This window comes from Chryseobacterium balustinum, assembly GCF_900168205.1.
Taxonomy (GTDB): Bacteria; Bacteroidota; Bacteroidia; order Flavobacteriales; family Weeksellaceae; genus Chryseobacterium; species Chryseobacterium balustinum.
Window position 1 is genome coordinate 31758 of record NZ_FUZE01000009.1, and the last position, 13945, is coordinate 45702.

The 13945-nt window shown below is 34.9% G+C and carries 13 protein-coding genes and 1 riboswitch; of the genes, 11 read left to right on the forward strand and 2 right to left on the reverse strand.

All coding sequences use genetic code 11. The features are described from left to right. The first annotated feature begins 85 nt into the window (after positions 1 to 85). The 11 genes from B5X64_RS11975 (at position 86) to B5X64_RS12025 (ending at position 9423) form a co-directional block, all read left to right on the forward strand. Positions 86 to 799, forward strand: coding sequence for a Crp/Fnr family transcriptional regulator (locus B5X64_RS11975; RefSeq protein WP_079465479.1), 714 nt, complete (start codon positions 86 to 88; stop codon positions 797 to 799). 59 nt (positions 800 to 858) lie between these two features. After that, positions 859 to 1674, forward strand: coding sequence for a 3-methyl-2-oxobutanoate hydroxymethyltransferase (panB, locus tag B5X64_RS11980; protein ID WP_066675094.1), 816 nt, complete (start codon positions 859 to 861; stop codon positions 1672 to 1674). Further along, the gene (locus tag B5X64_RS11985) at positions 1674 to 1997 is read left to right on the forward strand and encodes a hypothetical protein (RefSeq protein WP_079465480.1); all 324 of its coding nucleotides are present in this window, start codon (positions 1674 to 1676) and stop codon (positions 1995 to 1997) included. Before panB ends, B5X64_RS11985 begins: the two co-directional genes overlap by 1 nt. Before the next feature lie 6 nt (positions 1998 to 2003). Further along, entirely contained in the window at positions 2004 to 2681 is a 678-nt protein-coding gene (locus tag B5X64_RS11990; protein WP_079465481.1) for an RluA family pseudouridine synthase, read from the forward strand. Positions 2682 to 3109: 428 nt separating this feature from the next. Next, a riboswitch (TPP riboswitch) is annotated at positions 3110 to 3210 on the forward strand. A 57-nt stretch (positions 3211 to 3267) separates the two neighbouring features. Next, positions 3268 to 3474 (forward strand): sulfur carrier protein ThiS, encoded by a 207-nt coding sequence (gene thiS, locus B5X64_RS11995; RefSeq protein WP_079465482.1) that lies wholly within the window; start codon positions 3268 to 3270, stop codon positions 3472 to 3474. An 11-nt stretch (positions 3475 to 3485) separates the two neighbouring features. Continuing rightward, on the forward strand, positions 3486 to 5297 hold the full coding sequence (gene thiC, locus B5X64_RS12000) for a phosphomethylpyrimidine synthase ThiC (RefSeq protein WP_079465483.1): 1812 nt from the start codon (positions 3486 to 3488) through the stop codon (positions 5295 to 5297). Further along, positions 5294 to 5878, forward strand: coding sequence for a thiamine phosphate synthase (locus B5X64_RS12005; protein ID WP_079465484.1), 585 nt, complete (start codon positions 5294 to 5296; stop codon positions 5876 to 5878). The genes thiC and B5X64_RS12005 overlap by 4 nt, the downstream gene beginning before the upstream one ends. A gap of 19 nt (positions 5879 to 5897) precedes the next feature. Then, positions 5898 to 6512 carry a thiamine phosphate synthase gene (thiE, locus tag B5X64_RS12010; protein ID WP_079465485.1) on the forward strand — a complete coding sequence of 205 codons (615 nt, stop codon included), beginning with the start codon at positions 5898 to 5900 and terminating at the stop codon, positions 6510 to 6512. Further along, positions 6509 to 7285 carry a thiazole synthase gene (locus B5X64_RS12015; RefSeq protein ID WP_079465486.1) on the forward strand — a complete coding sequence of 259 codons (777 nt, stop codon included), beginning with the start codon at positions 6509 to 6511 and terminating at the stop codon, positions 7283 to 7285. The genes thiE and B5X64_RS12015 overlap by 4 nt, the downstream gene beginning before the upstream one ends. A gap of 96 nt (positions 7286 to 7381) precedes the next feature. Continuing rightward, positions 7382 to 8500, forward strand: a complete 1119-nt coding sequence (thiH, locus tag B5X64_RS12020) for a 2-iminoacetate synthase ThiH (RefSeq protein ID WP_079465487.1) — start codon at positions 7382 to 7384, stop codon at positions 8498 to 8500. A gap of 212 nt (positions 8501 to 8712) precedes the next feature. Then, positions 8713 to 9423: a HesA/MoeB/ThiF family protein gene (locus tag B5X64_RS12025; RefSeq protein ID WP_079465488.1), complete on the forward strand. Its 711-nt coding sequence runs from the start codon at positions 8713 to 8715 to the stop codon at positions 9421 to 9423. 175 nt (positions 9424 to 9598) lie between these two features. Here B5X64_RS12025 and B5X64_RS12030 read toward each other — a convergent pair whose 3' ends face one another. Together B5X64_RS12030 and B5X64_RS12035 are read right to left on the reverse strand one after the other, a co-directional pair. Continuing rightward, a complete protein-coding gene (locus tag B5X64_RS12030; protein ID WP_079465489.1) occupies positions 9599 to 11731 on the reverse strand; it encodes an outer membrane beta-barrel protein in 2133 nt (710 codons plus the stop codon). 55 nt (positions 11732 to 11786) lie between these two features. Continuing rightward, entirely contained in the window at positions 11787 to 13913 is a 2127-nt protein-coding gene (locus B5X64_RS12035) for a TonB-dependent receptor domain-containing protein (RefSeq protein WP_079465490.1), read from the reverse strand. Positions 13914 to 13945 lie beyond the last annotated feature (32 nt).

Genomic DNA, 13945 nt, shown 5'->3' on the forward strand with positions numbered 1-13945 from the left:
TAAATTATTGACTTACAAAATTATAACATTTTTTTTTTGTTTATCGGTTTAAAATGTTCTATTTTTGTGACAAATGTCATAAAAAATGTCGCAGGAACAACAAATTGCTATTGAGGATAGATTTGCAAGAGTTTTTAATGATAAATCGTTTAAAGAAAGGCTAAACAGCGCAGATTTTGAAAAATATTTTAAAGCTAAAAAAAGCTTGAGTTTTCAGAAGAACGATATTATTTTTGAGGATGGAGAAACGCCAAGAGGGGTGTATTTTTTGGAAAAAGGAGCAGCAAAGCTTTCAAAATCAGGAGCTTTTGGTAAAGATCAGATTTTAAGATTTATTAAAGAAGGAGATATCATTGGGTATAGATCTTTGCTTTGCGGAGAAAATTTTCAGGCTAAAGCTGAGGCGATGACTGATATTGAAGCTACTTTCTTACCTGCAGAAGTTTTTATGTATTTGCTAGAAGTAGATTCGCAATTATCTTTTGTGATGCTTCAGAAAATAGCATACGAACTGGGAGAATCTTCTAATACAATCACATTTCTTGCTCAAAAAACAGTAAGAGAGAGACTTGCGGAAATTCTTATCCTTTTGGAGCAGAAACTAGGAACTGATCCTGAAGGTTTTATCAAAATTTCTTTAACGAGAGAAGAGATTGCAAACATTATTGGAACGGCTACCGAAAGTGCTATTCGATTGATTTCCGAATTTAAAGGAGACAGTCTCATCGAAGTAGACGGTAGAAATATCAAAATTCTCAACCACGATAAATTAATGAAACTAGGACACGTAGTTTTGTAAAATCAAAATATCTAAGTCGGCGAAAGCCGACTTTTTAACTTAAAACAATCATATACATTATGTCTGTTCATTCCGAAATTAAAAGAGTTACTACAGAAACTTTGCGAAAAATGAAATTCGACAAAGAGAAAATAACAATGCTTACCGCTTACGATTTTACGACGGCAAAGATGGTTGATGCAGGTGGTGTAGATACCATTCTTATTGGCGATTCTGCGGCGAATGTAATGGCGGGTTTTGAAACAACACTTCCTATTACTTTAGATCAGATGATTTATCATACTCAAAGTGTGGTGAGAGGGGTAGAAAGAGCATTGGTAATTGCAGATCTTCCTTTCGGAACCTACCAAAGTAATCCTGATATTGCATTAGAATCTGCGGTAAGAATGATGAAAGAAGGTGGCGCTCATGCGATTAAAATTGAAGGTGGAAAAGAAATTTCGAAATCAATTAAAAAGATCATCAATGCCGGAATTCCTATTATGGGACATTTGGGATTAACGCCGCAGTCTATTTATCAATTTGGAACCTATAAAGTAAGAGCTAAAGAAGAAGCTGAAGCTGAAAAACTAATCAATGATGCAAAATTGCTTGAAGAATTAGGTTGTTTTGGAGTTGTTCTTGAAAAAATTCCTGCAGATCTGGCGAAAAGAGTAACGGAAAGTATCTCAATTCCAACAATCGGAATTGGAGCCGGACCTCATTGTGACGGACAGGTTTTGGTATATCATGATATGGTGGGAATGAACAAAGGTTTCTCTCCAAAATTCTTAAGAAGATACCTAGATTTATATACAGAAATTACGGGAGCAGTTTCTCAATACGTGAAAGACGTGAAAAATGCTGATTTCCCTAACCAAAATGAAAGCTATTAATGAAAAGTAATTTACAGGCAACACAAGGAATTTTATCAATTTTAGCAATCGTTTGTTTAGCAGCGGGTTGGTTTAAAATTTTCCCGGATAATATTAACTATCTTCTTTCAGCAAGATTATTTTATATTTTAATTGGAATCAGCTTTATCGTTCAGGGAAGAATGTTGATGCATACTAAATTTATGTATCCTATGTACGCTGCGGCGGGTTTATGTATCATTGGAGCATTTTTACCGATGGATTCAAGTCTTAACGTTATAAAAACGATTGGTCTTTTAGGTGGAGTGGTTATTTCTTTTGTGAGCAGATCACAGAATCGTTAAGGTAGTATGGAAGAGCAGATTGTTTTTGAGGATAATCACCTTTTAGTTATCAATAAAAAAGTAGGGCAACTCGTTCAGGGAGATAAAACTGGTGACGAACCTTTACTTGATTCCATTAAAGATTTCATCAAAAAAAGAGATAATAAACCCGGAAATGTTTTTCTGGGTTTGGTACATCGTATCGATCGCCCAACTTCGGGTTTGGTGATTTATGCTAAAACGTCAAAAGCGCTTTCAAGATTGACTCAAATGGTTAAAAACCGTGAGATTCAGAAAACGTATTGGGCAGTTGTTGCTAAAGAAATGATTCCTCAAAGCCAAAGATTAGTTCATTATTTAAAGAAAAACGAAAAAAATAATAAAGCGATTGTCTTTACAAAAGTTACCGAAGGGGCAAAAGAAGCAATTCTTACCTATAATGTCATCAAAGCATTAGATAATTATCTGCTTTTGGAAATTGATTTGGAAACCGGAAGACATCATCAAATCAGAGCACAGTTATCAAAGACCGGAGTTCCGATTAAAGGTGATCTAAAATACGGTGCACCTCGTTCAAATCCGGATGGAGGAATTAACCTTCACGCCAGAAAACTTCAGTTTATACATCCTGTTACAAAGGAGGAGGTGACAATTGTTGCTCCCGTTCCGCAGAATGACGCAATCTGGAGAGCTTGTGAAGAGTAAATATTAAATTAGAAATAAGTTATAAAATGGAAATTAGAGATGGTCTGATTTCCATTTTTATTTTCTTCAAATCTAAAATTCAGATTTGCTTTTCTACTTTTTAGGAGCTTTTTCCCGCTTTCCACTATATCTTTTGGGTTACGGCTCCGCTTCGCTCCGCCGCAACCCAAAAGGATGCCGTTGCAATCGGGGCTAGATAGAAAGTTATTTGTTTAAATATTTGAAAACCAAATACAAAGATTATCATCTTATAAGAATTTCAACTCAAATCTTTCCAGTATAAAATAAAAAAGACATCTGCGTGATCTGCAAGATCAACGAGATATAAAAAACAATATTTTCAAACATTTAAAACTTCCAGCTTCTATCCCCCAACTTTCATCTCCTTCAAAAAATTTTGCCCATTTTAAAAAAATGGCTAACTTCGCTCCCAACTTTAGGGGTGTCTGTTGACAAAACAGGCTGAGACTTTACCCTTTGAACCTGATTTCTAGATCATACTAGCGTAGGAAAAAGTGAGATGACTTTGCTGTACATTCTATTGTACAATGATGGGCATTCCTAAAGTGTATTTAAAAATTTAGGAATGGAGCTCACGATCAATCACACACTAAGAAATTTTGATGTACTTCCCAAAACGCTGGAAGCACTTATCGCTATGGAATTACCTAAAAAGAAAAAAGGTATTGCAGTAGCGCTCAACAATCGTATTATTCCGCAGTCATTCTGGGCGGAAACTATTCTCAACAACCAAGATTCAATTTTAATTATCACTGCTACTCAAGGCGGTTAAAAAATATTTTTATGGCTCATAAAATCACTCGTTCGCCGTTTCCGAACTCAAAAAAAATCTATGTTGAAGGGAAAATTCATCCAATCAATGTAGCGATGCGCGAAATACATCTAAGTCCGACAAAATTAACCAACGGAAATTTAGAAGAAAATCTTCCTGTCACCATTTACGATACTTCAGGACCTTACACCGATGAAAATTTTGAAATTAATATCGAAAAAGGACTTCCAAGAATTAGAGAACAATGGATTTTGGATAGAAATGACGTCGAAATTTTAGACGGAATTACCTCAGAATACGGAAAAGCCCGTCTTGACAATTCAAAATTAGACGAACTGCGTTTTTCGTATAACCATCAGCCAAAAGTTTCCAGAGATGGAAAAGAGGTTACCCAATTGTATTATGCAAGACAGGGGATTATCACTGCTGAAATGGAATATATTGCTATTAGAGAAAATCAACGAATCGAGCAATTAGATTCTATTTCAAAAGAGATGGCTTTTCAACATCAGGGAAACAATTTTGGCGCAAGAACTCCGAAAAGCAAGATCACTCCAGAATTTGTAAGAGACGAAATTGCAGCCGGAAGAGCGATTATTCCCAATAATATCAATCATCCTGAAAGTGAGCCGATGATTATCGGACGAAATTTTTTGGTTAAAATTAATGCCAACATAGGAAACAGTGCTGTTTCATCGAGCATTGAAGAGGAAGTTGAAAAAGCAGTTTGGGCTTGTCGATGGGGAGCCGATACAATTATGGATCTGTCAACCGGAAAAAATATCCACGAAACCAGAGAATGGATCATCAGAAACAGTCCGGTTCCTATTGGTACCGTCCCGATTTACCAGGCGTTGGAAAAAGTAAAAGGTGTTGCAGAAGATCTCACTTGGGAAATTTTTAAAGATACTTTGATCGAACAGGCAGAACAAGGAGTCTCGTATTTCACGATTCACGCTGGAGTTTTATTAAGATATATTCATCTAACAGCAAAACGTGTTACAGGAATTGTTTCCAGAGGTGGTTCTATCATGGCAAAATGGTGTTTGTTCCATCATAAAGAAAACTTTTTGTACACCCATTTTGAGGAAATCTGCGAGATCATGAAAAAATATGACGTTGCCTTTTCTTTGGGAGATGGTCTTCGTCCAGGTTCAATTGCAGATGCGAATGATGAAGCACAGTTTGCCGAATTGGAAACTTTAGGTGAACTGACAAAAATTGCCTGGAAGCACAATGTTCAGGTGATGATTGAAGGTCCGGGACACGTTCCGATGCATATGATCAAAGAAAATATGGATAAGCAATTGGAGGTATGTGATGAAGCACCGTTTTATACATTAGGCCCTTTAACTACGGATATTGCACCGGGATACGATCACATTACTTCTGGAATCGGTGCAGCGATGATTGGCTGGTTTGGTTGCGCGATGTTGTGTTATGTAACTCCGAAAGAACACTTGGGACTTCCAAATAAAGAAGATGTAAAAGTTGGGGTGATCACCTATAAATTGGCTGCTCATGCTGCAGATCTGGCGAAAGGTCATCCTGGCTCGCAATACAGAGACAACGCTTTAAGCAAAGCCAGATTTGAATTCCGTTGGGAAGATCAGTTTAATCTTTCGCTCGATCCAGATACGGCGAGATCTTATCATGATGAAACACTTCCTGCGGACGGAGCGAAGATTGCGCACTTCTGTTCGATGTGCGGACCGAAATTCTGTTCAATGAAAATCACGCAGGAAATTCGTGAATCTGCAGAAAAAGGAATGTTTGATAAATCTCAGGAATTCATCGAAAAAGGGAAAGAAATTTATATATGATTATCGTCATCACTCCCGAAGATATAGTTCAAAATGAAACTGAATTGATTAATGAGTTGTTTCAGGAAGGCTTGAATTTACTTCACATCAGAAAACCTTTTATCAATGCAGAAGAAATGACGGATTTTATTCAAAAGATAGATTCAAAATTTCATTCTCAATTGGTTTTGCATAGTCATTATAATTTAGCTGAACACTTTAATATCTCAAGATTTCATTTCAGAGAAATTGACAGGCAAAATGGTTTGTTTCAATCTTTCACAGGTAAAATTATCTCAACGTCTGTTCATGATATTAAAACTTTTAATCTATTAAGTGAAGATTGGGAGTATGCTTTTATCAGTCCGGTTTTTCCAAGTATTTCGAAAAAAGGATATGGTGAAAATTCGAATATTTTGAATGATATAAAAAAACGAAATAATACAAATGTAAAACTGATTGCTTTAGGAGGAATTAATGAAAATAATATCAATGAAGTTTTTGAAAGTGAAGTAGATGGAGTGGCTTTGTTGGGAGCAATTTGGGAAAACGATGAACCTTTAGGTGTTTTCAAAAAATGCAGACAGAATGTAATTAATTAAGATTTATTCAAATTTAAAAATGGAAAAGCTGCAATATATTTCTCAAGGTTTTACAAAAGCCGAACAGGAATTAAATATAAAAAAAGCCTTAGACAACGGAATAAAATGGATTCAGGTTCGCTGGAAGAATGCTCCCGAAAATGAGTTTATCAGACTTTGTGAAATTTCAAAAAAACTTTGCGCAGATAATCAATCGGTTTGTATCATCAACGACTATGTTCAGATTGCAAAAGATATTGATGCAGACGGTGTTCATTTGGGTTTAAAAGATACTTCGATTGAAATTTCAAGACAAATTTTAGGAAAAAATAAAATTATCGGTGGAACGGCAAATTCCATTTCAGATGTTTTGCAAAGAATGAATGAATCATGCGATTATATCGGTTTGGGACCTTTACGTTTTACTTCAACGAAAGAACAGCTAAGTCCGATTTTGGGTTTTGAAGGATATCAAAAAATTATTCAGACTTTAAAAGAAAAATCATTAGAAATACCAAAGATGTTCGCCATTGGCGGAGTGGTTTTGGAAGATATCGAACTCTTACAACAAATCGGAATTTACGGAGTCGCTGTTTCGGGGCAAATCACCAATCAACCTTCTATTACCAAAGAATTTAAAACAGTTTTACAATGAACAATCAACCGTTAATTATAGCAGACAGAACTTTTGAATCGAGATTATTTTTAGGAACCGGAAAATTCGGAAACCTTTCAGAAATGACCGATTCTATCATCGCTTCGGGAAGTGAACTGGTGACAATGGCTTTAAAAAGAATCGATTCGCAATCTTCAGAAGATGACTTGTTGAGTGCTTTAAAACCTACAAAATCTCACCTTTTACCGAATACTTCGGGAGCAAGAACTGCTAAAGAAGCGGTTTTGGCAGCGCAATTGGCAAGAGAAGCTCTTGAAACAAATTGGGTAAAACTGGAAATTCATCCCGACCCAAAATATTTGTTACCTGATCCGATTGAAACGTTGTATGCTACAGAAGAATTGGCAAAATTAGGGTTTATTGTGATGCCATATATTCATGCCGATCCGGTTTTATGCAAACGTTTAGAAGATGCAGGAACAGCTGTTGTAATGCCTTTGGGAGCGCCGATCGGAACAAATAAAGGTTTAAGAACTTTAGATTTTTTAGAAATAATTATTGCTCAAAGTAATGTGCCTGTAGTAGTTGATGCCGGAATTGGAGCACCTTCTGATGCTGCAAAAGCAATGGAAATGGGAGCTGATGCGGTTTTGGTAAATACTGCAATTGCTGTTGCAAGAAATCCTGTAAATATGGCATTGGCTTTTAAAGAAGGTGTAATTGCGGGAAGAAGAGCTTTTGAATCTGGTTTGGGAGCTATTGGAAATCATGCACAAGCATCAAGTCCGTTGACTTCTTTCTTGTTTGATTAAACTATGATTTTGCATAAGAATTAGAAAGTCCCGAAGGGACGATTTAATAAAGGATAGGATAAAATCCTATCAATAAGTTATTTTAAACAAAATTATATGAAAAGTTTTAAAGATTTTTTTGAAAAATATCAATGGGATGAAGTGAAAGTAAAACTTGAAAAAGTGACGTTATCTGATGTGGAATATAGCCTTCAAAAAAAGAATAAAACAATAGATGATTTCCTTAATTTTCTTTCACCGGTTGCTGCTCAGAAATTAGAAGTAATGGCAATAATGACGCAGCAACTTACTCAGAAGCGGTTCGGAAAAACGATCCAGTTGTACGCGCCGTTGTATTTGAGTAATGAATGTCAGAATATCTGCACGTACTGTGGTTTTAGTTTAGATAATTCCATTAAAAGAAAGACGCTTTCTGATACCGAATTGATGATTGAAGCGACAGTTTTAAAATCAATGGGAGTGAATCATGTGTTGCTGGTAAGCGGAGAAGCGAATAAAACGGTTGGAATTGATTATTTTTTGAATGCTGTTCGTTTGTTAAAGCCACATTTTGCTAATATTTCAATTGAAGTTCAGCCTTTGTCAGAAGAAGAATACCGACAGCTTCATGAAGCGGGTGTCAATGCGGTTTTGGTCTATCAGGAAACTTATCATCAGGAAGTTTACAAAGAATATCACCCGAAAGGAAAAAAATCAAATTTCAATTTTCGTCTGGAAACACCTGACAGAATTGGAAAAGCCGGAATTCATAAAATGGGACTGGGTGTTTTGCTTGGTCTGGAAGATTGGCGGGTTGATAGTTTTTTCAATGCACTTCACATCGATTATCTTCAAAAACAATATTGGAAGAGTAGATATTCGGTCTCGTTTCCTAGGCTTCGGCCTGCAGAAGGAATTATTGAGCCTAATTTCATGATGTCAGATAAAGATTTACTTCAATTAATCTGTGCGTACCGAATTTGGAATGAAGACTTAGAGATTTCTATTTCAACCAGAGAAAACGAAAAATTTAGAGATCATATCATTTCTTTGGGTGCAACAGCGATGAGTGCAGCTTCAAAAACAAATCCGGGAGGTTATGCGGTGGACAAAGAATCGTTGGAACAATTTGAAACCAGTGATGAAAGAAGTATGGAAGAAATTAAAAGAGTGATTAAGAAATCCGGTTACGATCCTGTGATGAAAGATTGGGATGCTGTGTATAGCGGAGTTTAAAGGTTGAAATTTTAAACAATCTAAAAATAAAAACTCTATCAGAAATATAACGAACGTCACTTCGAGTAGATTTTGCAAAAAATCGTATCGAGAAGTTTTGCTTAATGAAAGTTCTCGATACATTTTTCTCCATTCCATTACGAAAAACAGTCGAACTGAGGTGAGGCTAAAAAACAAATCTCGAACAACCAGATTCAAATAAAATCAAAAAAATGAAAAACGAAGATATTTTCTCAAGATACAGCCGACAGATTTTTATTGAAGAAATCGGTTTGGAAGGTCAGCGAAAAATAATGAATTCAAAAGTTGTGGTGATTGGAGCAGGAGGTTTAGGAAGTCCTGTTATTCAATATTTGGCTGCGGCGGGAGTTGGAACTTTGGGCGTTGTAGATTTTGATGAGGTTGAATTGCATAATTTAAACCGACAAATCATTCATAATGAAAATTCTGTAGGAAAATCAAAGGTAAAAAGTGCGGAAGATTTTGTGAAAAACCTTAATCATCAGGTCAGTTTTATAAGGTTTGAAAGTAAAATAGATGAATCAAATGCTAAAGAAATTATTTCTCAGTTTGATATGATTATTGACGGTTCTGATAATTTTAAAACGAGATATTTAGTTAATGATACTTGTGTAAAGCTAGGAAAGCCTTTGGTTTACGGGAGCATTCTAGGTTTTTCCGGACAGGTTGCAATTTTTAATTATAAGGGAAGTAAGAATTTAAGAGATATTTTCCCGGAACCTCCTTTTGATGAAGATCTTCCGGATTGTGACAGTCTCGGAGTTCTAGGTGCATTGCCGGGAATTGTAGGAAGTATGATGGCAAACCAAGCTTTGAAAATAATAACGGATTTACCATTAAATTTAAATCAAATAACATTAATTGACACTTTAAACTGGAGATTTCAAACGGTGGATTTCTAAACTTAGATTGCACAAGTTAAAATTCCCCTCCTTTGAAGGGGTGTCGAGAATTCAAAAAAATTTTGACGGGGTGGTTTTACTATTGTCAATTTTAAAAGTGAATTGTTTTTTGAATAAATTAGGCATAAAAAAAACGGACTAAAGTCCGTTTCTATTGATAAATATTATATTTTAACTATTGTCCTTGCTGTAAAATTCCTCCATTGCTGTCGCTTTGATTGGTTGATTTAATCATATTCGGATCTTCTTTTGCCAGCTTGTTTTTTGTCGGAATTTTATAATTTACGGTGATTCCGAAACTTCTGCTGTCATATTTATTGGATGTGAAAACATTTCCTCCTGTAGATACGGCCTTGATGACGCTTTTATTTTGATTAAAAATATCTCTTGCATACAATGAAAGATTAAGACGGTCACTCATGAATTTTTTAGATACCGTAATGTCGAATGCGTTATTTAATGGTTTTTCAATTTCAAAATAATAGAAATTTCCACCTTTTGGTATTACATTATAATTTGCCTGAAGTCTGATATCTTTAGGAAGAATAAACTGTCCCATTAAGCTGAAGATCCAGAAACCTTTTGTTTTTACATCGGGCATTTCCTGAAGCTGATAACCAGTATAAACGTATAGTAAATTCATTTTATCAGGATTCACGTTGAATTTCATCAGTTCGCTGAAAGGAGTCGTAAACAGCATAAACGGAATTGGCATTCCAAAGTTAAAGTTATGCGTTCTGATGCTATTTACCTGTACCTGTTCGTTTGTAATAAAATTATCTTTTCTTGAAACTCGCTGTACAATCTGATTTTTTACCCAACTGGTGTTGTAGCCAATATAAGCATAATCAAATGCACTGATTTTGATTTCAGCATTATCATAAATCGTTGGCTGTAAATTTGGGTTACCGGTTGAAGTAACTGTTTCTGTGGTAAGTGTATTGTTATTCGGGTTTAGGAGCGAAACACTTGGTAGACTTATTTTTTTGTTATAGTTAACATTAACGAAAAGCTGTTTCATTAAATTATACTGCACACTTGCGTTTGGAAAGACCTTAAACTTTTTGAATGGATTTAGATTACTTTCCTTTAAATTATCATTGTCATCATAGAATCGTGTAATTCCTGTGATATCATAATTTTCGGCTCTCGCTCCGGCGATGAAATCAAACTTTTTCAGAGTTGCCTGAAATTCTAAATAAGCAGAGGTAGTTTGTCTTGTATAATCAAGATTAATAATATTTTTATCTTTTGTTTCAAAATCTTGCTCGTCGTATAAACCTCCAAAACTTACCTTGCCATCATCTAATATTTTTAAAGGTTGAGAATAATCAACTCTGAAATTATATGAATTAAATAATGATGAGTTATTTAGTGATTGAGCTCCAAACTGATTAAATTCTGAATCACTGTTGGTATAAATTGCTTTAAAATCAAGCTTCTTATTTTTGTCCTCAAACTTTTTTTGATACGTTGCAGCAACTTCTTGTCTTAAACCATTATTATTTGTATAATTAGATGTTGACGTATTAGTTAAAAAATTGTCACTCATAATATCTGCACCTCCGTTATTGTGATTGATGTCGTAGTTCAACAACAATCTGTCTTTTCCAAGCTCGAAAGTGAAAGCAGAGTTCATATAATAGGTTCTTCCCAGAGAATTAGAGTGGTTTCTTGTAAGCCCATCCAATTCTGAAAGCGATAAGCTTTCACGATAGTATTGACCTAAATTGACCTGCCATCCAAACCATTTATTCCTTGAATTTAAAGCAATTGAATTATTAAATCTGCTTCTGTATTTGTCGTAGCTTGAAAAACGATAGCCTCCATTGTAAACTGCAGTCAGATAGTTTTTTGCTGATTTGCTTGTAATAATATTTAAAATAGCACCTCCGGAAGTCGCAGGAAATTCGGCACCTGGTTGTGTAATGATTTCAATTCTTTCAACAGAATTTGCGGGCATTCCTTCCAGAAAAGCATTCAGTTCGTTGCTTGAAATATTCAGCGGTCTTCCGTCCATATAAACATCCAAAGGTTTTCCCTGATACATCATTCCCACCATATCAGAAACAACCAAACCCGGAAGTTTTTTTACTCCTTCCATCAAAGAGCCTGAGTTTAAGCTTGGCTGCTCAGAAAAATCAAAAATGGTACGGTCGGCTTTTTGCTCAACTGCTTTTTTAGTTTTAGTAATAACAACGCTTTCTATTTCCTTTTCTTTTAGTTTGCTATCATTATTGTCTTTGGTTTCTTGTGCAAAACCTAAAATTGAACCTAAAATTGAGAGAGTAAATAAAGTTTTCTTCATGATGTGAGTAAATCTAATCAGTTAGACGATAGAAAATCTTATTTGTTACAAAATTTTATTGTGCTCTGTCTTTTTCCTCAAAACTAATGCTTTTTGTAATCCTTTTCTTTTTGTTGTTTCCTAATGTGTAGTTGACGTTTAAACGGAAGCTTCTTCCATCCCAATAATTATTAAAATGTTGGCTGTTATCTTTGAAATACATATCACCACGATATTTCTGAGCAAAAATATTGGTTACAGTAGCATTAATCTGTAACTGTTTTTCCATTAAGGAAACTTTTATTCCGGAGGTAAGATTAGAAAAATTATGAAAATAGGAATTGACATTTTTATAAGGTAAATCCTGACTATAATTTAGAAAAAAGAAAACCGTTTTGTTTTTGTTTAGAGTGAATGTGTTATTAACTGAATAACTTAGAGAATGCCCTTTCTGAACTTCAGCTTCAATATTAAATATTTTAGAATCTGTAAGTGACCCGTTTAATGAAAGGCTTGTTTCCCAAAATTTGAAAAGTTTATCTGTATAAGAAGCATTAAAACCATAAAAATTATTGTTGTAATAATTAAGATAAGTCCCAATCTGTGAAAGTCCATCGATTAAAGCAACTTGCCCGAAACCATTTTTAAGTTTCAAATAATAAATACTTGCAGAAAATTTACTGTTGTAAGTATATCCCAATTCCAGATTATTAATATATGAAGGAGTCAACAAAGGGTTTCCCGAAGAATAGGAGTAAGGATTTTCATACCATCTGAAAGGATTAAGATTGCTCATACTTGGACGGTTGATTCTTCTCGAATAACTAAGGCTGAAGACAATTTTTTCCTTTTTATAAGAAACAAAAGCCGATGGAAACCACTGTCCGTAATTGTATTTGTTTTTTGAATTGGTTGAAGGAGTAAAGCTTTGCGCCTGAGTATTTTCATAACGAAGCCCTGCTTTGGTTTCCCAGTGCTCACCAAAACTTTTGGCATAACTAAAATAAGCAGCATAATTTTCTTCACGATATTCAAACAAATTGGCTCTTTGTAAATCCGGAATATATTGATTGTTGATGATGTTAAAATATTGCAGATCGGTAGCATTTTTAAACTGATTAAATTTAAGTCCGGTCTCAATTGTACCAAAAGAAAATGGAAGTTCCAGATCTCCTTGCAAAGAAAAAACCTGTGGCTCAACAATTGATCTTGTATTGATATATTGTATTGAATTATCACTCAATTTCAATGTTGAAAAGTTAACGTCTGTATCAGAATTGTTTTTAAAAAAGTTTCCTGTAAAACTCAATTTTTTTCCCAACGAATCTAATTTCAGATCATAATAAGCACTTAAAGTATGAGTTGGAGCTTTTTCGCGGTGAAAAGTTTTTGTTAAAAGGTTTTCTACAGATAAATCGGTGTCTACATTTCGTGTCTCGTTTACAATATCCATCCCAGATTTCTGATGAGAAAAAATGTATTCCATTCCAATTTCGGAGTTTTTATTGAGCTTGTACGAAAGGTTTAGGTTAGGCGTCAATTCTTTCCACATATCTTTTCTTACAGAGCGGCTGTAATTTTGGGAAGCTCCTAAAATACTGTAGTTTTCTTCTGAACGCTTTGCTCCGTCTGCATAGCTTGTTTTTAAAGATAAGCTAAGTTTTTCGGTCTGATAATTTAATGATCCTGTCGAATTTCCACCTGAGTAGGTTCTTTGGTTCAATCCTGTATTTACTGAGCCACTCCAACCCAAGTTTGGGTTTTTCTTAAGGATAATATTGATTAATCCGCTGTTTCCCTGAGCTTCATATTTTGCTGGTGGAGTAGTGATCACTTCTATTTTGGCAATGTTTTCCGAGCGTATGGTTTTCAGATAATTAACAAGATTAGTTCCTGAAAGATTCAGCATTCTTCCGTTGACCATTACATTGACACTGCTTTTTCCGGTAATGGATATATTTCCTAAATTCTCGTCTACTTTCAACATCGGAACATTGGCTAATGTTTCTGCGCCATCCATTCCCTGCGAAGCTACAGAAGCTTCAACATTAAAGATAAGTCGGTCTGCTTTTCTTTCAAGAAGAAGTTTTTTCTTTCCCTCAATCGTAACAGATTCGATAGTTTTCAGTTGTAAAGTATCTTGTTTTTGAGCAAATGAAGATAAATATAGGAAGGAAGCAGCAATAATGAATGTCTTTTTCATGAGAAATGGATGGTTTAGATTGATGAGGTAAG